A 19,133-nucleotide genomic window follows, 5' to 3' on the forward strand; every position below is an offset into this window, starting at 1 on the left:
TCACTTCTTCACCTTGCCCAGGAACGCGGCGAGGTTCGCCATCGTCCGGTCGATCTGCTCCGCCAGGGTGATCGACTCCTCGATGCGCCGGCCGCTGTTCTTCTTCCCGCGCAGGTAGAGCGGGCAGGCGAGGTCGGCGCAGATGTAGACGCCCACCGAGTTGTCCTGCCGGCCGGCCTTGCGCGCGGTCATCAGCGCGACCCCGTCTCCGGGGTGCGTGGTCAGGCACAACGAGCACATGCTGCGCCGCGCCCGCCCGGCCTGCGCGGCGACCCGCAGTGCGACTCCGGTGAGGCCGTCGGCGGACTCGGCGACCAGGTAGGCCCGCTCGCGGGCGCCGGGGTCCCGCCAGCCGAAGAAGTCCAGGTCGGGCCACGGTTGCTCGATCAGGTCCCGGGGCACGGTCAGCCGCTTCGCCTCGCCCTTGGTGCAGTTGACGAAGGAAGCGCGGATCTCACCCTCGCTCAGCGTTCTCATAGGCATTATCCTAGAGTACCTAGGCAATCGTTTAATGCCCTTAGGGGGACGCAATGGCACGCGCGGGGTTGACCGCCGAACGCCTGACCGAGGCGGCGGCGGAGCTGGCCGATGAGGTCGGCTTCGAGAACGTGACCGTCTCGGCGCTCGCGCGGCGTTTCGGCGTCAAGGACGCGAGCCTGTACTCGCACGTCAAGAGCGCCCAAGACCTGCGGGTCAGGGTCGCGCTGCTGGCGCTGGCCGAGCTCGCCGACCGGGTCGCCGACGCGCTGGCGGGCCGCGCGGGCAAGGACGCACTCGTGGCGTTCGCCAACGCTTACCGGGACTACGCGAAACAGCATCCGGGCAGGTATGCCGCGGGGCAGCTCCAGCTCGACCCGGAGACGGCGGCGGTGAGCGCGGCCCGGCGGCACTCGGACATGACGCGTGCGTTGTTGCGGGGCTACCACCTGTCCGAGCCGGGCCAGACGGACGCGATCCGGCTGCTGGGCAGCACTTTCCACGGCTACGTGAGCCTGGAGACCTCGGGCGCTTTCCGGCACCATGCCCGCCCGGCGGACGCCTCCTGGTCGGCGACCCTGGACGCACTCGACGTGCTCCTCCGGAACTGGCCTCGATCGGCGAGCTGACCCGGTTCAGCGGTGTGGACCTCTGGCGGCGCGCACCGGGGTCACTGAGGCGAGTGTCGTCGTGCTCGTTCGTCGGCTGTACCCATTGGCGCAGTGCGACCCGAATCGCGGCGGCGACGCTCGCCTCAACGACTTCCTCGGCGAGGCCGTCACAGCGGTCCGCGAGCGCTTCCGGGGGAAGGTCACCTACGCCTGCATACCGTTCGAGCACGTCGACTGGACCCTCTTCGACCTTCGTGTACCTCTTCGCGCTCGACAACTTCCCGCACAGCCCCGGCGTCCCCCGCCGTGACCTCGACCTGGGCAGTCTCGGCATCGTCAAGGTTCTCGAAGACCGCAACGGCGACACCTATCCGGACCTGCCGGGGGAACCCAAAGCCGCCTTCACCGCGCTAGCCCGCTACTACCGCGGCGTCGGTCAGGCCGACGGACGCCCCGCGCCCGCGTAGTCGTCGCCCGCGACGTGGTAGGTCGCGATCTGCACCGCCATCCCCTGCGTCGGCGCGTTGATCATCAGGCCGTTCCCCAGGTACAGGCCGACGTGGTGGATGCGGGTCGCCGGGCTGCCGTAGAACACCAGGTCGCCCATCTTCGGCTGCTGGTCGCCCGGCACGGCCGGCTCCGTGCGGAACTGCGAGTCCGCCGTCCGCGGCAGCGACACCCCGGCACTGTCGTACGCGGCCTTCGTCAGCCCCGAGCAGTCGAACCCGGCCGCGCCCGCGTCCGGGCCGTTGCCACCCCACACGTAGGGCAGGCCGAGCTGGTCGAGCGCGAACCGCACCGCGTGGACCGAGGGGTTCGCGGCCGTCGCGGGGGCGAGCGACAGCGCCGCGTACAGCTGGGCGTTGCCGAGCACCTGCTGGCGGAACAGGTCCGAGTCGCGGTAGTTCGCGATCGCCTTCCACCAGCCAAGGCCCGCCTGCAGATCGGTCCCGTTCGCGCACAGCACGCGCCCCGCCGCGATGGCCGCGTCGTCGATGTCCTGGATGCTCCCGGCGCCGCGAACCCGCTTCCACTCCTGCTGCGTCAGCTGCATCGGCCCGCCGCGCTGGTCGCTCGCCGCCTCACCGGCCGCGCCCTGCAGCGGCACGGCGCCCATGGCCGTCCTCACGGTGCCGTTCCCGTCGAGCGAATTGCCGCCGAACCGTCCGTGATCGGAGCTCGCCTTGCCTATCCCCGCAAGAGTGACCCAGGACAGGTGACAGCTTGGCTGTTCCTTACGCAGCGTCAGCTCCCCGGTGGCGTACCCGATGAGCGCGCGCTCAGGGATGTCCAGCGCTCCGCCCAGCCCGGCCGCCCACGTCTCCAGCTCGCTCTTGCTCTGCTGCTGCGGCGCCTGCGCCTGTACGGGCGCGCTCACCTGGAGCACGGACGGGCCTGCTGCCGTCGCCGCGTTACCCGCGGGGGCCTCGGCAGGCGCGACCAGCTGCGCCGGTGGCTGCTGGGGCTTGCGCGCGAGGATCCAGCCAGACGTCGCCAGCGCGCCCACCAGGATCAGGGCGATCAGGGCACGGCCCGCGATGGCGCGGCCCCACTTCGGGAAACGAATGGTCACCTACCTGACACTAGGGAACTTCGAAGATCTCTAACGAGTGAAACGAGTGAAACGGATCTCGGTTACTAGGCTCGCGGCATGACTTCGATCAACGCGGCCCGCCTGCGTGCCGAGCTCGTCGGCCCGTACGCCGCAGTGGACGTGGTGAGCAGCACCGGCTCGACCAATGCCGACCTGCGGGTGGCCTCGGTCGAGGGCGCGCCTGATCGCACCGTGCTCATCGCCGAGGAACAGACGGCCGGCGTCGGCCGCCGGGCCCGTGCCTGGAGTTCGCCGAAGGGCGCCGGCATCTACCTCAGCGTGCTGCTGCGGCCGCACGGCGTCGGGTTCGCCGAGCTCGGCTCGCTGGCCATCGTCGCCGGGCTCGCGGTCACCGACCTCACCGCCGAGCTCGGCGTCGACGCGGCGCTGAAGTGGCCCAACGACGTTCTCGCCGGGCCGGGCCGCGGCAAGTGCGCCGGGATACTGGCCGAGTCGGTCGCCGCCGAGGAGGTCGCGGTCGTGCTCGGCATCGGGTTGAACGTCCGTCCGCTCGGCGCCGAGGTCAAACCCGGCGCGGGCGGGCTCCTCCCGACGTCACTCGCCGAGCACGGCGCCCGCACCACTGACCGCACCGAGATCGCGTCCGTCCTGCTGTCCGCGTTCGCCCGCCGGGAGAGCCGTTGGCGCGCCGCGGGCGGCAACCTGTCCACGGCGGGCCTGCTCGAGGACTACCGTGCCCGCTGCGAGACGCTCGGGCAGCAGGTCCGCGTCCTGCTGCCGGGCGACGCGTCGTTGCTGGGCACGGCGACCGACGTGGACCCGTCGGGCCAGCTCGTGGTCGTCGACGAAGACGGGCTGCGGCACACGGTGTTCGCGGGGGACGTCGTCCACCTGCGAGCGGTACCTTGACCCCACCAGCTACCCGAGAATCGGAGCGTGCCGACGTGGCGTACCCGGAGGACCTGCTCAGTGCGAACGAGAAGGTCATTGTGCACAGCCATCCGCACTTCAAGATGCTGATCTGGCCGGTGTTCTGGCTGATCGTGACCGTCGGCGTCGGGATCTGGCTGTTCACCCTCACCGACGGCGTCACCGCGGGCTGGGGCCAGGTCGCGGAGATCGCCATCGGCGTGGTCGGCGTGGTACTGATCTGCTGGCTGTTCCTCGCGCCGCTGATCCGCTGGCGCACGACGCACTTCATCGTCACCACGGACCGGCTGATCACCCGCGAAGGCGTTCTCAAGCGCGTGGGCATCGACATCCCGATGAGCCGCATCAACAGCGTCCAGTTCGAGCACGGGCTGGTCGACCGGATCTTCGGCTGCGGCACGCTGGTCGTCGAGTCGGCCTCGCACGAGCCGCTGCGCTTCGAGGACATCCCCGGCGTCGAGCGTGTGCACACGGTGATCTATCGCGAGGTCAACGACAACCCGTACGACGACTTCCCGGGCGAGGGAACCCCGGAGACCCGGGGAAGGCGCTGACATGGGAGTCCGCGAGCTCGGCCTGCCGCAGCGGGCCGCGTCCGAGGGCCTGCCGGCACGCGTCACGATCTGGGAGGTCGGGCCGCGCGACGGGCTGCAGAACGAGAAGTCGATCGTGCCCGTCGAGGTCAAGCTGGAGTTCCTCGACCGGCTCGCCGCGGCGGGGCTGACCGTGCTGGAGGCCACGAGCTTCGTCTCGCCGAAGTGGGTCCCGCAGCTCGCCGACGCCGAACAGCTGCTCGACGGGCTGACCCGCCGCCCCGGCGTGCGGTACCCGGTGCTGGTGCCGAACGAGCGCGGCCTGGCGCGGGCGCTCGACGCCGGGTGCACGGACATCGCGATCTTCGCCAGCGCCACCGAGACCTTCGCGCAGCGGAACCTGAACTCGACGCTCGACAAGCAGTTCGACATGTTCACCCCGGTCGCCGCGGGCGCACGGCAGGCCGGGATGGACGTGCGGGGGTACCTGTCGATGTGCTTCGGCGACCCGTGGGAGGGGCCGGTCGGCTACGAGCAGGTCGTGACGGCCGGGCAGCGCCTGTTCGAGCTCGGGTGCTCGCAGCTCTCGCTCGGGGACACCATCGGCGTCGCCACGGCCGGGCAGGTCGAAGGCCTGCTCGCCGCGTTCGGCGCCGCCGGGATCGGCCCGGAGCGGCTGGCGGTGCACTTCCACGACACCTACGGCCAGGCACTGGCGAACACCCTCGCCGCGCTGCGTTGTGGCGTGTCCACTGTGGACTCGTCCGCCGGTGGGCTCGGCGGCTGCCCGTACGCCGAGTCGGCCACCGGCAACCTCGCGACCGAGGACCTGGTGTGGCTGCTCGACGGGCTCGGGGTCGAGACCGGGGTGAACCTGGACGAGCTGGTCGCGACGAGCGCCTGGATGGCGGAGCGGCTCGGCAGGCCCAGCCCTTCGCGGGTGGTCAACGCGCTCGCCGGGTAATCCGATCGGGCACCCTTTTTCGCGGCCCCGGAACCGGGTCGGTTCCCACTGCGTCGGACCTCGAAGCCGTCCGCTGTACTACCGAGGAGGGGTGCCGTGAGCGAGCACCACGCGCAGGTGGAGGAGCTGCTGGCCGACTACCGGCGCAGCAGGGAGCAGCTCGCCTCGGTGCAGCGAGAACTGAGCGCGGTGACGGCGTCGGCGAGCGATCCCGAGCGGCTCGTCACCGCCACGGTCGGCCCGCGCGGCACGCTCACCGGGCTGGTGATCTCGGACGAGGCGTACCGCCGGTACCGGCCGGCCGAGCTGGCGGAGCAGATCGTGCGTGCGACAGCCGCCGCCACCGTCCGCGCGCTGGCCGCGGCGGGGGACATCATGGCGCCCGCGCTGCCCGCGGGGACCGACCCGCAGGCGTTGCTGCTCGGCACCGCGGACCTCGGCGGGTCCGAGGTGTCGCGGCCCAGGCACGCGCTCGACGAGGACAGCTACGAGGACCAGAACTGGATCACCCGGTGACCGGCTTCGAAGCCGACGTCGACCGGCTTTCCGCGCACGCCAAGGACTTCGACGGGCTCGTGGAGCGGGCGGCGCGGATCTCCGCGGACCTGGCGCAGGCGCTGGAGGGAGCGCCGTGGGGTGACGACGTCGTCGGCCGGAGCTTCGCGGCCGCGCACGCGAAGCCCGCTTCGGAGACAGCGACACGGCTGACAGGGCTCGCCGCGGATCTGGGGCGCGCGGGCGGTTCGTTCGCGGAGGCGGCGCGGCGGTACCAGGCGGGCGATGCGGGCGCGGCGGACTCGATCAAGGAACTGTGATGGGTATCGAGCTGCCGCCGGAACTCGCGGACGTCGCGGCCGCGACCGGGCTGACCTGGCCGCAGGCGGACGAGGACAAGCTGCACGCGCAGGCGGGTGCGTGGCGGGCGGCGCACGAGAAACTGACGGCGCTGGCCGCGGACGCGGACAGCGCGGCCGGTGCCGCGACAGCTGCGTTGACCGGGCCGTCGAGTGACGCGGCGCGGCAGATGTGGTCGGAGTTCGTGCATCCCGACCACGGGAAGCTGACGCTCGCGGCGCGGGGGGCCGGTGCGGCGGCGGACAGGTTGACGCACGCGGCCGAGCAGGTGGGGGCCGCGAAGGTCGAGATGGTCCGGCAGCTGGTCGATGCCGCGAAGAACAGGGACGCCGCGCAGACGGCGGCGTCGGCAGGTCACCCGTCGGCGCTGCTGGGTCTGGACACGGTCCTCCACGGCACGGCGGCGAACCTTTCGTCGCTGACGCACGGCCTGGCGGGTGCCGTGGGCCCGGGCGGTGGTGGCGCGGCGGAGTTGGTCGACCCGAACCCGGGTGCCCGTTCACCGCACGGGCAGGGTGGTCTGCTCGGCGCGGTCACCGGCCTGCCGGCGCAGCTGCTGACCCCGGCCCCGGAGGACGGCCGGTCCTTCGAGGACAGCCCCCTGCTCCGGCCGGTCCACGACGTGGTCGGCGGAGTGGTTTCCGGGGTGGGCGGTGGCGCTGATGGCGCGGTTTCTGGCGTCGGCGAGGTTGCGCGCCCGGTGACGGATGTCGCGAGCGGGGTGGCAGCGGATGTCGCCAGTGGGGTGCCGGATGTAGCGGGTGGCGTCGCGCCGGGACTCGGGGATGTGGCGGGGAACGTCGCGCCGGGGCCGGATCTGGCCAGTGCCGTGCCGGGGTCGGCGCAGCCAGGGGCGGACCTGGCGGGTGGCGCTGCGCCAGGGCTCCGGGATGTGGTGGGCGGCGCCGATGCGGTGCCTGGCCTGGCTCCGTCGCCGGACCAGGTCGCGGATATGGGAACCGGGCCGATCCAGACCGGGCACTACGGAGGCCTGCTCGCCCCAGGAGGTTTCGACGAGGTCCCGACCCCGCCCACCGGGACGCCGCGCATCCCGGGTGAGACGGTCGCGTCGGGCTTCGCCGATGGCACGTACACCCCGCCGCCCGTGGTGCAGGCCGGTTACGCGCCGCCGGTGGTCGGGCCGCAGCCTGTTGTGCCGCCGCCACCTGCCGCGCCCGCATCGGTCCCGGGGATTCCGTCCGGCGCGCCGCCAGTGCTGGGGGTGGCGCCCCCGGTCGCTCCCGCCGGGCCACCTCGCTCCCCGCAAGCCGGGGCCCAGCCGCCACGTCAACCCGGTTCGGTACCGGGAGGCGGGATCCAACCTCCCGGTGCCCGGCCAAGGGCAACCCTCGCGAGCCCGCCCGGCGCCCAGCCATCCGGAAGCCCGCGCCCCGGCGCCGGGGCCCGGCCACCTCTGAACCCGTCAGGCGCGGAGCCGCCGGAGACCCCACGCACGGGAACCCCCGCTGGTCCAGCGGGTGCGCAGCCCCGAAGCCCGCGCCCGGGGTCCGGCGCCCAACCGCCCGCCGGCTCCGAGTCGCCGGAGACCCCGCGCACCGGGACCCCGGCGAGGCCGCCCGGCGCCCAGCAACCCGCGAGCCCCGCGCCCGGCGCCCAGCCACCCGGCGCCCTCGCAGGCTCCCAGCCACCTGCCAGCCCAGGCCCCCAACCACCCGGCGCCCACCCGCCGCAGTACCCGCCCCTTGGCGCGCCCCGGCAGGAGCGGGAGAGCATCGTCGCGCTGTTCCGCGTGCACATGTTCCCCATCGGCCATCTGCCCGTCGCCGCGATGCGGCCGGCCCGGCAGCTCCCCACACCACCGTCCGAAGTGGACTACGCCCCCGGGCTCCGCTTCCCGCCGCACGACCATCCGCGCTCCGCGCTGATCGACTCCGCCGACGCGCTCGAGAAGGTCCGCGGCGGCTTCAGCCGGCTCCCCTCCCCGCCGCAGGCCCCGCCCCCGGCGCTGACCGAGGGCTACGACCCGCTCGCCGGCCTGCACGAACGCGACTGGGACCGCCGATTCCTCGCCGGCATGCGCGAAGACATCCCGGAGTACGCCTGGCCGCCCGGCGAGCTGTACCCCGAGGGCGGCCACGAACCGGGCGAACCCGAGCTCCTGGCCGAAGGCACGCTGCTCGACCGCTTCGGCGGCGTCCACGGCCGCGTCTTCGCCCCTGACGGCACCCTCTACGTCAAGCGCTCGCTGCCACCGTCGGCGCTGCGCGGCGAGTACCGCCGGTACCGCGTGCTCCGCGAGGTTCCGATGTGGACGGCCGTGTCGGCGCCGTGGTTCGGCCAGTCCGGCGGCGGCATCCGTTACCGCGCGGTCTACTCCGCCGACGAACTGGTCACCATGGGATACCTGGCCCTCGAGGAGGGGGAGTGAACGTCGAATCGATCGTGCGCTGGCTGGAGTCGATCGGGGTACCGCACGAGGTCGTCTCGATCGGCGCCGAGGCCGACAACGCCTGGTGCCTCCTGCGCGTCGACGAGTCCGAAGAGGGCACGCCCGTCTGGGAGGTCTTCTGGCGCGAGCAGGGCAACCGCTACGACTGGGCCCGCTTCACCAACGAACAGGTCGCCTGCCACTACCTGTTCGGCAGGCTCGCCTGGTCGCAGGTCGCCCGCGGCGCGGTCGGGCTCCTGCCTACCCCTTGACGTCGTGCAGGTGATGCACCGGGTCGTGGATGAAGTACCGCGCGAAGCTCTCGACGGTGAACCGGGCGCCGTCGCTGCGGTTCCCGGTGCGTGACCACGCGTCGCCGCGCACCGCCTCGAAACCCGCCGCCAGCGTGGCCGCCGTTTCGGTCAGCTCGACCGCGACCCGCGCGGGGTCCTGCTCGCCGTAGCGCTCCTCCGCGGCCGTCTTGTCCTGGTCCCAGTTCGGGAAGCCCGGGTTCTCGGTGGTCAGCATCAGCTCCAGCCGTTCCGCGAAGACACGGCACGCGTCGCGCACGTGGCAGGCGTACTCCAACGGCGACCACGTGTTCTCGTCCGGACGGACGCCGACGTCCTCGCGAGCCAGCACTGCCTGCCATGCCGCCGCGTTCTCCCGCAGCAGCACCGCGACGTCCTCGCGGTCGAAGCCCGACGTGTCCAGCCCGCAATCGGGGCAGGGGCGCTGCAGCACCCAGGTCCAGTCCTTGGTGTCCGGCGTGATCATGCGTTCAGCATCGACCAGCCGCGCCCGGCGGACCAGCGCGGATTTCTGCACGGACCGTTCAGCTGCGCTGCAGGATCGCCAGCGCCGGGTCGTGCAGATGCCCGTTGGACGACAGCGCCGAGCCGCCGTCGAAGCGGACCGCGCCGCTCAGGTCGCTGAACCGGCCGCCTGCCTCGGTCACCAGGACCTGCATCGGCGCGACGTCCCACGGGTTGACGATCGCCTCGGCGGCGAGGTCGATCGCACCCTCCGCGACCAGGCAGTGGTGCCAGAAGTCGCCGAAGGCGCGGGTCTCCCAGCACGCGTCGTTCAGCGCCAGGTACGCGTCGCGCGAGTGGTGTTCGGCCCACGAGTTCAGGTGGGTCGTCGACAGGTACGCGTCGCCGAGCGAGGACACGCCCGACACCGAGATCCGCCGTTCGCCCGCCGAGTCGCGCAGCCACGCGCCCTCGCCGAGGCTCGCCCACCAGCGGCGCCCGAGCAGTGGCGCGCTCACCATGCCGACCACGGGCGTGCCGTCCTCGACGAGCGCGATCAAGGTGGCCCACACCGGCCCGCCGCGCAGGAAGTTCTTCGTGCCGTCGATCGGGTCGAGCACCCAGGTGCGACCCGCTGACCAGCTGGAACCGCCGCGTTCCTCGCCCGCGACCGCGTCCGACGGGCGCTCGGCCGCGAGCAGTTCACGCACCGCGTCCTCGACCGCGGTGTCCGCGTCGGTCACCGGCGTGCGATCCGGTTTGCTGCGCACTTCGAGGTCCCGCGCGCGGAATCGGGCGGTCGTGATCGCGTCGGCGGTGTCGGCGAGACGCCCTGCGAGAGTGAGATCGTCGGAGTAGCTGGCCACGCGACGATGTTTTCACGCCCCGCGGTCGTAGAGTTGGCCAGGTGAGCATGGTGCTACTCGCCGAAGACGATCCCGCGATCGCGGAGCCGCTGTCGCGTGCGCTGCAGCGGGAGGGTTACGAGGTCCAGGTCGTCGGGGACGGGCCGACAGCGCTCGACGCCACCGGCGAGCATCGGGTCGACCTCCTGGTGCTCGACCTGGGCCTGCCCGGGATGGACGGGCTCGAGGTGTGCCGCAGACTGCGCGCGAGCGGCACCGAGCTGCCGGTCCTGATGCTCACCGCGCGCACCGACGAGGTCGACTTCGTCGTCGGGCTCGACGCGGGCGCCGACGACTACGTGGCCAAGCCGTTCCGGCTCGCCGAGCTGCTCGCCCGGATCCGGGCGCTGCTGCGCCGCCGGGCGCCGGAGGTCCTGGAGTCCGGGGGCGTCCGGATGGACCTCGGAGCCCGGCTCGTCACGGTCGAGGGCCGCGAGATCCAGCTCGCGAACAAGGAGTTCGAGCTGCTGCGGGTGCTGATGAGCCGCGCCGGCCAGGTGGTCAGCCGCGACGAGATCCTCGCCGAGGTGTGGAACGAGCTGGAGTCCAAGACCTCGAAGACGCTCGACATGCACATGTCGTGGCTGCGCCGGAAGCTCTCGGTGACCAGCGACGGCAAGGGCGCGGTCGTGCACTCGGGCGACGGCGAGCGCCGCATCGCGACGGTGCGGGGCGTCGGCTTCCGCTTCAACACCGAATAACGCGCTGTGCGCCGTCGAATCCTGCTGGCCATCCTGCTGGCCGTCGCGGTGACCGCGGCCGCGCTCGGCATCCCGCTGGGCATCACGGCCTGGAAGCTCGTCGACAGCATCACCACGGAGGATCTCGGCGCCCGCGCCTCGCAGATCGCGGCCACACTCGACACCGACCTCGCCGACGGCGCGCTCAGCAAGGACGACCTGGCGACCGTCGCCGTCGCCATCCCGCCCGGCGGCAGGCTGACCGTGGAGCTGCCGGGGCAGCCGGCGCAGGCCGAGGGATCCGACCCGGGCGGCGACGTGGTCACCGCGCGCGTGCAGCTGGCCCGTGACGGCACCCTCGAACTCGCCATTCCGGCGGGGCCGACCCGGTCCCGGCAGACGACGGTCACGCTCGCCGTGCTCCTGCTGGTCGTGCTGTCGGTGAGCATCGGCACCGTCGTCGCGACGGTGACCGCTCGCCGCCTCGCCAAGCCGCTGCGGCACGTCGCCGAGCGCGCCGCGAAGCTCGGTGGCGGTGACTTCCGGCCCGATCCCAGCCGGTACGGGGTCGGCGAGCTGGACATGGTCGCCGAGGCGCTGGACACCTCTGGGTCCGCGCTGGCGCAGCTCGTGCAGCGGGAACGGCAGCTCGTCGGCGACGTCTCGCATCAGCTGCGCAGCAGGCTCACCGCGCTGCAGCTGCGGCTGGAGTCACTGACGATCGTCGACGACAAGGACATCGCCGAGGAGGCGCACGCCGCGCAGGAGCAGGCCGACAGGCTGTCCGAGGCGCTGGAGGAGCTGCTGGCCGCGGCGCGCGCGGCCAGCGAGGTCGACGCCGAACCGGTGGAGCTCGCGACCGCGCTGCCCGAGGTCGCGAAGGAGTGGCGGCAGCTGTTGCGCGCCGAGGGCCGGAACCTGCGCCTGAAGATCGGCGACGGCCTCATCGCGCGGGCCACCCCGGGGCGGTTGCGCGAGGTCGTCGGCGTGCTGCTGGACAACGCGCTGCGCCACGGCGCGGGCACGGTCACGCTCGCCGCCCGGCGGGGCGACGCGGAGGGCACGATGGTCATCGAGGTGACCGACAACGGTTCGGGCATCCCCGACCAGCTGGTGCCGCACGTGTTCGAGCGCGGCTTCTCCGGCGGCGGCTCGACGGGCGTGGGCCTGGCACTGGCCCGCGCGCTCGCGGAGGCCGACGGCGGGCGGCTGGAGCTGTCGAGCCGGCGGCCGGCGGTGTTCAGCCTGTTCCTGCGCGTGCCGAGCCCCGGGGACGTGCGCGAGGTGCGCTGGCCCTCGGAGCGGGTGCCCCGCTGAGTCGGTGTGCACGGAGGGCTCAGCCTTTCGGCCGCAGCTCCGTCACTTCGGCCTTCGCCGTGTCACGGCGTCGCTGGCCCAGGTCGTCCGGGAACACCCACTTCTTGAAGCCCCAGAACCGGAACACCATCGCCAGCAGCATGCCGATGATCGAGCCGCTGACGAAGTCGGCGGTCTCCTGCACCCACCGGCTCACCTGTGGCACCTCGAGGTGGAACGCGTAGCGCGAGAGGTACAGCGGAATCAGGTTCACCACCACCGCGAGCCCGCTGATCACGAAGAACAACGCCGCCTCGTGATGGCGTTCGCGACCGCCGCGGGTGCGGAACGACCATTCCCGGTTGAGGATGTACGAAACGATTGTCGCGACGATGATCGCGATCGCTTTCGAGGTGGTCGGCTTGTCCTCGAGCACGCTCAGTTTGAGCACGTACCACACACCGTTGTCGACCACGAACGTCGTGCCGCCGACAATGCCGAACTTCAGCAGTTCCCGATGTTTGATCAGCACCGAGCGCAGCGGCTCAGGGGTGTGCGAAAGCACGCTTTCCACAACGGTCACGAATCGCAGTGTACGGAGTTCAGGAATAGTCCCGGAGTTCAGGCAGCTCGTTCGCCCGGTTCGTCCGATTCCACGACAGGGGTGCGTACGACCCGCGGCCGGGCACCGGCCTGCGGGAACACCCACTTCTTGAACGCCCACCAGCGAAAGACCATCGCGACGAGCGTGCCGAGGATCATTCCGCTGAAATAGTCCGCGATCTCCTGGGTCAGCAGCCCGACGTGCGGGGTCTGCAGCTCCAGCACGTACCGCGAGATCGCCAGTGGCAGTGAGTTGAGGCCGACCGCGATCCCGCTGATCACGAAGAACAGCGCCGCCTCGTGCTGCCGTTCCCGGCCGCCGCGGGTGCGGAACGACCACTCGCGCGACAGCACGTACGACACGACTGTCGCCACCAGTACGGCCAGGATCAGCGCCGTCACCGGGTTGCCGCGCAGGACGGTGAGCTTCAGCGAGTAGTTCACGATGTTGGTCAGCACGAAGCACGCGCCGCCCACCATGGCGAACTTCAGCAGCTCACGGTGCTTGAACAGCAGCGTCCGCACGGGCCGGGGCAGCAGCCCGAGAGCCCTGTTCATGCGGGACACCCGCACCCGTTCGGTCCTCCTCGCAGCGATCCCGGCGTCGCGCTCGCTGCGTCCGGGCCTCGAGTGTCAATGGCGGCCATGTGTCGAATGTAGTCCGGGCGCGAAGCGTCTCCGTTGCGGGTGGTGGTGGGGAAGAGACCGGCGGGTACTCCTGCCGGTCACCACGGGAGCCACGGGAGCCACCACCACGGCCGTCCGGGCTTCGAGGAGCTGACCGGCGCGGTCGTCGTGGTGGTCGTGGTCGTGCTCGGTTGCGTGCTTTCCGCCGGTTCCCCGGAGGTCGTGGTGGTCGTGGTCGTGGACGGCGTGGTGGATGACGTCGACGCACCGGACGACTCCTGCGACGTGGTCGTCGTCGTGGTGCGGGTCGGGGTCGGGCTCGTCGTCGGCAGCAGGCCCGGCGGCACGGGCGGCGCCGGCGGCCGGCAGAACGGGCCCCAGTCCCAGCAGCCGAACTCGACCGTCTTCGACTGCGCGGCCAGGCCGATCGTGGCCGTCACCGTGACCGACCGCGCGTCGACGGGATAGGTGTCCAGCTCGAACCACAGCCGCAGATGGCCTCCGGGCAGCAGCGGATCGGTACTCGTGCAGGTGGTTCCCACGCCGCCGGGCGCGCAGCCGACCTGCCAGCCGCCGAGCACGGCGTGCACCGGCTGGTCGATGGTCACCGTCGCGGGCTTGGTGTTGAAGCCCGCGTTCGTGACGTCCACGCTCACCCAGGCCGGATGCGCCCACGGCCACGGGTCGTTCCAGCTCGCCTCGACGCTCAGGGCGACCACGTCCGGCACCTGCTTGACCGCCACCGGCACGTCGACCGCCAGCCGGATGCTGGCGCCCGCGGTGACCGAGCCGGTGACCTGACCCGGCTTGGCGTCGGAGCCGGCGATCAGGCGGAACGTCAGCACGGCCGTCTCGCCGGGCTGCAGGCCGCGCGTCGTCGAGCAGGTGACCGTGCCGGTGCCGGCCGGGCAGTCGACGTTCAGCGGACCGCTCTGGTCCGCGGCCTGCGTCGCGTCCTGGTCCCCGGCCTGGCCGGCGAAGCTGCGGCTGCCCACGGCGCCGCCCCCACCGCCGGGCCCGACCGCGCGAACGCCGTCGGGCAGGTTGAGGGTCGCGGACACCGGGTCGGACACCGTGCCACCGTCGTTGCGCACGGTGATCGGCAGCTCCACCGGGGTCGCCGAGTTCGGGTCCAGCTCGACGCCGCCGGGCGGCGCCTGGGCGGTCAGGTTCGCCGGGGTCGGCGCGGGTGGCGGCACCGGCGGCGGCGGGGCGACCGGCGCCGGGGGAGGTGCGACCGCGGGCGCCGGCGGCGGGGGCACGGGCTTGGGGGCGGGCACCACCGGCGGGGGCGCCGGGGCGGGTGCGACCGCGGGAGGCGGGGCAGGCAGCGAGGCCGCGGTGGGGATGTTCTGGCCGCCACCGGCGGCCAGCGCCGTGGCGATCGCGGCGGCGATCGCGACGCCCGAGGCGGCGACGCCGAGGAACTGCCGTGGCCCGGCGGCGGCCGCGCCCGCGGCGCCACCGGCCGAACCGGCCGAAGCCGCGGCCACGGTGGCCGTCGCGGCGGTGGCCTTGGCGCCGGAGGCCGCGAGGTAGGCGAACACCGCGCCGCCCAGGACGATCGGGGCGACCACGGCACGCAGCGCGCCGTTGACGTCGGCGAGCTCGGCGGCCAGCGCACGGCACCGGTCGCACTCGTCGAGATGGGTCTCGACCTGGGCGCGTTCGCGTTTGGACAGACCGTCGCGGGTCCAGGCGCCCAGCCGCTCGGCCGTCGCGCGGCAGCGTTCGGCGGAGGTCTCGGCGAGGTGGACCTGCAGGTACGCCTGCCGCAGGCCTTCACGCGCGCGGTAGGCCAGCGCCGACACGCCGTTGGCGGTCAGGCCCAGCAGGGGCGCGACCTCGGCGGGCGTCTGCCCCTCGATCTCGGTGTGCCACAGCACGGCCTGCCAGCGCTCGGGCAGCCGCGCGAAGGCCTTCGCGGCCATCGTGCGCTCGAGGCCGGCGACGGCGGTGTCGGAGAACGGCACGGTCAGCGCCTCGGTGGCCTGGCCGCCGGCGCCGCTGAGCGTGCTCATGTCCTCGTTGAGGTCGAGCCGCTTGTCCTTGCGGGTCTTGTCGTAGGCGGTGTGCCGCAGGGCGGTCAGCAGGTAGGCACGGAAGGCGCTGTCAGGGCCTTTGCCCGCGCGCAGCGTGTCGAGGACCTTCGCGAAGGCGTCGGAGACCAGGTCGTCGGACTCGGCCTTCGAACGGGCCAGCTGCCGGGCGAGGTTGTAGGCGGCACCGACGTGACGTTCGTACAGCGTGCCGTAGGCGGCCAGGTTCCCGCTGCGCACCGCGGCGATCAGTTCGGCGTCGCTGTTCTCCTGGAAATCCGCGGAAACGGTGGACACTGGTCTCCTTCTGTCCAGGCATTTGTAACGGTGACCGCCACACCGCCTATCAATCCTTGAGTCGCGCAGCGATCAGTGTGACGGACGTTGGCGTTCGCGTCACCCTCCGGGGTCGCGGATGACACCAAGGGTGCAACAAGATCACCGAATCCGGCGCGGAAATGCCGTCACGAAAGCGGGCCGGATCCGTCACCTGATCGCACGGATGGAGCGAAAGGACGGTCGCGAGTGGATGTACCGGCCGGCGGCGGGGACGGACCCCGCCAGCGGAGCTGGCGGCCGCGCGGTGTGCTCACCGACCCCGACCACGACCGCTCCCTGCGCGAGCTGCGCGCGAGATGGCAGACGGCGAGCCTCGCCGCGGGCTGGCGCTTTCCGAGTGACTGGGCACTGCCCGAGGTGGACGCGGTGTGCGCCGCGGCGATCCGGGGCGGCGGGACCGAGATCCCGCTGGCCGGGCTGGCCAGGGCCAGGGCGGCGGCGGGCGCCGGGCTCGCCGAGGTCCTGACCGATCTCGCGGCGTTGCACGCCGTGCTCAACGACCCACGGGCGGAGGACGGGTTCGTCTCCCCGGACGTGGACGCGATCCCCGCGCGGATGCTCAGGGTGACGGCGCTGGCGTGGGCCGACGTGACCATGGACCAGCTCGCCCGGATCGAGGTCGTCGACCCGCTCACCGGCCTGCCGAACTCGGCCTACCTGCGCACCCGGCTCGGCGAGCTCTACCGCCAGGCCGAGTCCGCCGGGCAGAAGGTGAGTGCCGAGCACACCCTGCTGGTGGTCAGCCTGGATCTGTCCACGGTGTCCGGATGGCACCGGGTGACCGGGATGATCCTGCTCGCCGAGGCGCTGCGGACGGTCCTCGACGGCGGGGAGAGCATCGCGACGCTCGGCCCCTCCACGCTCGTCGCCGTGCTGCCGCGGGACGGCCAGATCACCTCGAAGGCCATCGAGCTGCGCCGCGTGCTGCACGAGCGGCTGTCGGTGGACGACCAGCTCGACGGGATGAGCGGCCCGCGGATCCGGCTCGTCCGGCTGCCCGCGACCCACGAGGCGGCCGCCGATCTGCTGCGCAGGCTCGCCCGCTCTTGAGCCCCAAGTCCGGTTTGCGCGCGCGATCCCGGGGCTTGTGCGCCCGGGCATGCGGATTCGTGATTTCCTGAAGGGGTGACCCAGTCAGTGCCCGTAACCGGCAGCGAGCCGTTGACCCGCCCGTCGCCGCCGCGCCTGGCCCTGCGGACCTCCCTCGCCCGGCTGTCGATGCGGCCGCGCTCGATGCTGCTGTTGTCCGCGGTGCCGGTACTGGCCATCACCCTCGGTGTCGTCGGCTGGCTCGTGGACTGGCGCCTCGGCGTGGACAGCGCGGTGTACCGCGCGGGCGCGCTGACGCTGCTGCACGGCGATCCGCTCTACGACGCCAGCACGCTGCCGCCCGAGCCGTGGTGGGCGCTGCTGCCGTTCACCTACCCGCCGACGGCCGCGCTGCTGTTCGTGCCGCTCGCGATCGTGCCCACACAGGTCGCCTGGGGTGTGCTGACGGCCGTTTCCGTCCTGGCGATGGCGCTGGTCATCCGGGTCGCGATCGGCTCGCTGCCGAAGCCGGTGGCGGGCGGTGCGCGCTGGTGGTCCTCGCCGGCACGCGCGACGCTGGTGTTCTCGGTCGTGCTGCTGGGCCTGGAACCGGTGTGGCGGACGATCTTCCTTGGCCAGATCAACCTGATCCTGATGGCGCTGGTCGTGCTGGACGTGCTGGTCGTGACCTCGCGCGGCGGCCGTGGCGGCGGCATCATGGTCGGCGTCGCGGCGGCCGTGAAGCTGACGCCGTTGATCTTCGTGGTGCACCTGTTCCTCACCGGCAAGCGCGCCGACGCGGTGCGTGCGCTGGTCACGTTCCTCGGCCTGCAGCTGCTCATGTTGCTGCTGATCCCGGGCGACACGATCCGCTACTGGACCAAGACGATCTCCGACACCGGCCGGATCGGGCCGGTGCACTGGGCGGGCAACCAGTCGCTCAACGGCCTGATGAACCGCGTCACCGACCTCGCGCCGTGGGCGTCGAAGGCCGCGATCGGCATCAGCGCGCTGCTCGCGATCCCGGCGATCTGGTTCATGCTGCGCTTCCACCGCCGCGGCCAGGCGCTCGCCGCGCTGCTGGTCAGCGCGTTCTTCGCGTTGCTGGCGTCGCCGATCTCGTGGTCGCACCACTGGGTGTGGGCCGTGCCGTTGATCGTGCTGCTGATCTCGCGTCTGCCGCAGACCACGCCCGCCACCGCGTGGCGCAGATGGCTGGGTACGGGCGCGGTGATCGCGGTGTTCATCAGCTGTGTGCTGCTCGTGCTGCCCAACGGCCGCAACATCGAGCTGCACTGGAAGTTCTGGCAGGGCGTGCTGGGCAACGCCTACATCCTGATGCCGCTCGTCCTGGCCGTGGTGCTGGTGACGCGCTGGGCCCTGCTGCGGAAACACCGCCGTGTCGACGCGACGACTGCCGGCTGAACCCGGACGGCTGCTGGTCGGCCTGCTCGTCCTGGGCACCCTCGCGGTCGGGGTCTTCGGCTGGCTCGCGGACTGGCGGCTGGGCGCGGACAGCGCGGTGTACCGCGCCGGCGCGCTGACCTTCCTGCGCGGCGACTCGCTGTACACCTGGGAGCGGCTGTCGGCGCTGCCGTCCTGGGTCGCGCTGCCGTTCACCTACCCGCCCGCGGCCGCGCTGCTGTTCGTGCCGCTGGCCGCGCTGCCCGCCGGGCTCGCCTGGGGCATCGTCTCCACGGCGTCGGTGGTCTCGCTCGCCGTCGTCGTGCACCTGTGCCTTCGGCCGTCGCGGTGGGCCGCTGTGGCGGGCCTGACGGTGCTCGGGCTCGCGCTCGAACCGGTGTGGAAGACGCTGTTCCTCGGGCAGATCAACCTGATCCTGATGGCGCTGGTCGTGGTGGACGTGCTGGTCCGCCCGCGGTGGTCGGGGGTGCTGGTCGGTGTCGCGGCGGCGGTGAAGCTGACCCCGCTGATCTTCGTGGCACACCTGTTCGTCGTCGGCCGCCGCCGCGACGGGCTGCGGGCGCTGGGCACGTTCGCCGTGCTGCAGGCCCTGATGTTCGCCCTGATGCCGCACGACGCGGTGAGCTACTGGACGCAGGCGGCGTTCGATCCCGACCGGGTCGGCGGCGTGCACTGGATCTTCAACCAGTCGCTCAACGGCCTGTTCCACCGCGCCACGCACGACGCGCCGTGGTCGACGAAGCTCGCGCTGCTGGTCGCGGCCCTGCTCGCGGTGCCCGCGGTGTGGCTGGTGCGGCGGTTGCACCAGCGGGGCGAGGATCTGGCGGCGCTGCTGGTGACCGCGTTCCTCGGCCTGCTGGCGTCGCCGGTCTCGTGGTCGCACCACTGGGTGTGGGCGGTGCCGCTGGTGGCGCTGCTGGTCGCGAAGCGGCGGTGGGCGTGGGCGGCGCTGGTGACGGCGTTGTTCGCGAGCTGCGTCGTGATGCTGGTGCCCAACGGCGGGAGCACCGAGTTCGGCTGGGGCGTGGGCTGGTCGATCCCGGGGAACGCGTACGTGCTCGCGGCGGCGCTCGGGATCATCGGCCTCGCGGCCCGTGACCTGCGTCTCCGGCTATTCTGAC

The 19,133-nt window shown here is 72.4% G+C and carries 21 protein-coding genes; 14 read left to right on the forward strand and 7 right to left on the reverse strand.

Features of this window, described 5'->3' with window-relative positions:
• A complete protein-coding gene (locus LWP59_RS04255) occupies positions 1-477 on the reverse strand; it encodes an FBP domain-containing protein (protein WP_144644422.1) in 477 nt (158 codons plus the stop codon).
• Positions 478-530: 53 nt separating this feature from the next.
• On the opposite strand from LWP59_RS04255, the gene LWP59_RS04260 reads away from it, so the two are divergent.
• Both LWP59_RS04260 and LWP59_RS04265 read left to right on the forward strand, forming a co-directional pair.
• Complete coding sequence (locus tag LWP59_RS04260) at positions 531-1,106, forward strand: TetR/AcrR family transcriptional regulator (RefSeq protein ID WP_144644423.1); 576 nt, start codon at positions 531-533, stop codon at positions 1,104-1,106.
• 236 nt (positions 1,107-1,342) lie between these two features.
• A complete protein-coding gene (locus tag LWP59_RS04265; RefSeq protein WP_229858438.1) occupies positions 1,343-1,555 on the forward strand; it encodes a hypothetical protein in 213 nt (70 codons plus the stop codon).
• Here the strand turns inward: LWP59_RS04265 and LWP59_RS04270 are convergent.
• Positions 1,525-2,661 (reverse strand): C40 family peptidase, encoded by a 1,137-nt coding sequence (locus LWP59_RS04270; protein WP_229858441.1) that lies wholly within the window; start codon positions 2,659-2,661, stop codon positions 1,525-1,527. The two genes, LWP59_RS04265 and LWP59_RS04270, sit on opposite strands and share 31 nt — an antisense overlap.
• Before the next feature lie 78 nt (positions 2,662-2,739).
• Between LWP59_RS04270 and LWP59_RS04275 the strand changes: the two genes are divergently transcribed.
• The 7 genes from LWP59_RS04275 to LWP59_RS04305 all read left to right on the forward strand — a co-directional run bounded on the left by LWP59_RS04275 (position 2,740) and on the right by LWP59_RS04305 (position 8,586).
• Positions 2,740-3,552, forward strand: a complete 813-nt coding sequence (locus tag LWP59_RS04275; protein ID WP_144644426.1) for a biotin--[acetyl-CoA-carboxylase] ligase — start codon at positions 2,740-2,742, stop codon at positions 3,550-3,552.
• Positions 3,553-3,587: 35 nt separating this feature from the next.
• Positions 3,588-4,127, forward strand: a complete 540-nt coding sequence (locus tag LWP59_RS04280) for a PH domain-containing protein (RefSeq protein WP_144644428.1) — start codon at positions 3,588-3,590, stop codon at positions 4,125-4,127.
• 1 nt (position 4,128) lies between these two features.
• The gene (locus tag LWP59_RS04285) at positions 4,129-5,070 is read left to right on the forward strand and encodes a hydroxymethylglutaryl-CoA lyase (protein ID WP_144644431.1); all 942 of its coding nucleotides are present in this window, start codon (positions 4,129-4,131) and stop codon (positions 5,068-5,070) included.
• Between the two features lie 96 nt (positions 5,071-5,166).
• Entirely contained in the window at positions 5,167-5,586 is a 420-nt protein-coding gene (locus LWP59_RS04290) for a YbaB/EbfC family nucleoid-associated protein (protein WP_144644433.1), read from the forward strand.
• Entirely contained in the window at positions 5,583-5,885 is a 303-nt protein-coding gene (locus LWP59_RS04295) for a PE domain-containing protein (RefSeq protein ID WP_144644436.1), read from the forward strand. The genes LWP59_RS04290 and LWP59_RS04295 overlap by 4 nt, the downstream gene beginning before the upstream one ends.
• Positions 5,885-8,314 (forward strand): TNT domain-containing protein, encoded by a 2,430-nt coding sequence (locus tag LWP59_RS04300; protein ID WP_191334886.1) that lies wholly within the window; start codon positions 5,885-5,887, stop codon positions 8,312-8,314. Before LWP59_RS04295 ends, LWP59_RS04300 begins: the two co-directional genes overlap by 1 nt.
• Positions 8,311-8,586: a hypothetical protein gene (locus LWP59_RS04305; RefSeq protein WP_144646174.1), complete on the forward strand. Its 276-nt coding sequence runs from the start codon at positions 8,311-8,313 to the stop codon at positions 8,584-8,586. The genes LWP59_RS04300 and LWP59_RS04305 overlap by 4 nt, the downstream gene beginning before the upstream one ends.
• Here LWP59_RS04305 and LWP59_RS04310 read toward each other — a convergent pair.
• Both LWP59_RS04310 and hisN read right to left on the reverse strand, forming a co-directional pair.
• Complete coding sequence (locus LWP59_RS04310; RefSeq protein ID WP_144646176.1) at positions 8,576-9,091, reverse strand: DinB family protein; 516 nt, start codon at positions 9,089-9,091, stop codon at positions 8,576-8,578. The two genes, LWP59_RS04305 and LWP59_RS04310, sit on opposite strands and share 11 nt — an antisense overlap.
• A 58-nt stretch (positions 9,092-9,149) precedes the next feature.
• Positions 9,150-9,935 carry a histidinol-phosphatase gene (hisN, locus tag LWP59_RS04315; protein ID WP_144646178.1) on the reverse strand — a complete coding sequence of 262 codons (786 nt, stop codon included), beginning with the start codon at positions 9,933-9,935 and terminating at the stop codon, positions 9,150-9,152.
• A gap of 47 nt (positions 9,936-9,982) precedes the next feature.
• Here hisN and LWP59_RS04320 point away from each other — a divergent pair, with 47 nt between their 5' ends.
• On the forward strand, positions 9,983-10,675 hold the full coding sequence (locus tag LWP59_RS04320) for a response regulator transcription factor (protein ID WP_144646184.1): 693 nt from the start codon (positions 9,983-9,985) through the stop codon (positions 10,673-10,675).
• Between the two features lie 6 nt (positions 10,676-10,681).
• The gene (locus LWP59_RS04325) at positions 10,682-11,971 is read left to right on the forward strand and encodes an ATP-binding protein (protein ID WP_144646180.1); all 1,290 of its coding nucleotides are present in this window, start codon (positions 10,682-10,684) and stop codon (positions 11,969-11,971) included.
• Positions 11,972-11,990: 19 nt separating this feature from the next.
• On the opposite strand, the gene LWP59_RS04330 is transcribed toward LWP59_RS04325, so the two are convergent.
• From LWP59_RS04330 to LWP59_RS04340, 3 genes are all read right to left on the reverse strand, one after another.
• Positions 11,991-12,533, reverse strand: a complete 543-nt coding sequence (locus tag LWP59_RS04330; protein ID WP_144646182.1) for a GtrA family protein — start codon at positions 12,531-12,533, stop codon at positions 11,991-11,993.
• Positions 12,534-12,571: 38 nt separating this feature from the next.
• Positions 12,572-13,111 (reverse strand): GtrA family protein, encoded by a 540-nt coding sequence (locus LWP59_RS04335; RefSeq protein WP_186383655.1) that lies wholly within the window; start codon positions 13,109-13,111, stop codon positions 12,572-12,574.
• 167 nt (positions 13,112-13,278) lie between these two features.
• A complete protein-coding gene (locus tag LWP59_RS04340; RefSeq protein WP_191334887.1) occupies positions 13,279-15,516 on the reverse strand; it encodes a sigma-70 family RNA polymerase sigma factor in 2,238 nt (745 codons plus the stop codon).
• Between the two features lie 228 nt (positions 15,517-15,744).
• On the opposite strand from LWP59_RS04340, the gene LWP59_RS04345 reads away from it, so the two are divergent.
• The 3 genes from LWP59_RS04345 to LWP59_RS04355 all read left to right on the forward strand — a co-directional run bounded on the left by LWP59_RS04345 (position 15,745) and on the right by LWP59_RS04355 (position 19,132).
• Positions 15,745-16,608 carry a nucleotidyl cyclase domain-containing protein gene (locus LWP59_RS04345; protein WP_373300017.1) on the forward strand — a complete coding sequence of 288 codons (864 nt, stop codon included), beginning with the start codon at positions 15,745-15,747 and terminating at the stop codon, positions 16,606-16,608.
• A gap of 75 nt (positions 16,609-16,683) precedes the next feature.
• A complete protein-coding gene (locus tag LWP59_RS04350; RefSeq protein ID WP_144643369.1) occupies positions 16,684-18,012 on the forward strand; it encodes a glycosyltransferase 87 family protein in 1,329 nt (442 codons plus the stop codon).
• Positions 17,987-19,132, forward strand: a complete 1,146-nt coding sequence (locus LWP59_RS04355; RefSeq protein WP_144643368.1) for a glycosyltransferase 87 family protein — start codon at positions 17,987-17,989, stop codon at positions 19,130-19,132. The genes LWP59_RS04350 and LWP59_RS04355 overlap by 26 nt, the downstream gene beginning before the upstream one ends.
• Position 19,133 lies beyond the last annotated feature (1 nt).

Source organism: Amycolatopsis acidiphila, assembly GCF_021391495.1.
Lineage (GTDB): Bacteria > Actinomycetota > Actinomycetes > Mycobacteriales > Pseudonocardiaceae > Amycolatopsis_E > Amycolatopsis_E acidiphila.

Bases quoted from the DNA above. Each gene is read 5' to 3' on its own strand.
- LWP59_RS04300 (WP_191334886.1), top strand. From the start codon at position 5,885: ATGGGTATCGAGCTGCCGCCGGAACTCGCGGACGTCGCGGCCGCGACC.
- LWP59_RS04275 (WP_144644426.1), top strand. From the start codon at position 2,740: ATGACTTCGATCAACGCGGCCCGCCTGCGTGCCGAGCTCGTCGGCCCG.
- LWP59_RS04320 (WP_144646184.1), top strand. From the start codon at position 9,983: ATGGTGCTACTCGCCGAAGACGATCCCGCGATCGCGGAGCCGCTGTCG.
- LWP59_RS04255 (WP_144644422.1), bottom strand. From the start codon at position 477: ATGAGAACGCTGAGCGAGGGTGAGATCCGCGCTTCCTTCGTCAACTGC.
- LWP59_RS04285 (WP_144644431.1), top strand. From the start codon at position 4,129: ATGGGAGTCCGCGAGCTCGGCCTGCCGCAGCGGGCCGCGTCCGAGGGC.
- LWP59_RS04335 (WP_186383655.1), bottom strand. From the start codon at position 13,111: ATGAACAGGGCTCTCGGGCTGCTGCCCCGGCCCGTGCGGACGCTGCTG.
- LWP59_RS04310 (WP_144646176.1), bottom strand. From the start codon at position 9,091: ATGATCACGCCGGACACCAAGGACTGGACCTGGGTGCTGCAGCGCCCC.
- LWP59_RS04260 (WP_144644423.1), top strand. From the start codon at position 531: ATGGCACGCGCGGGGTTGACCGCCGAACGCCTGACCGAGGCGGCGGCG.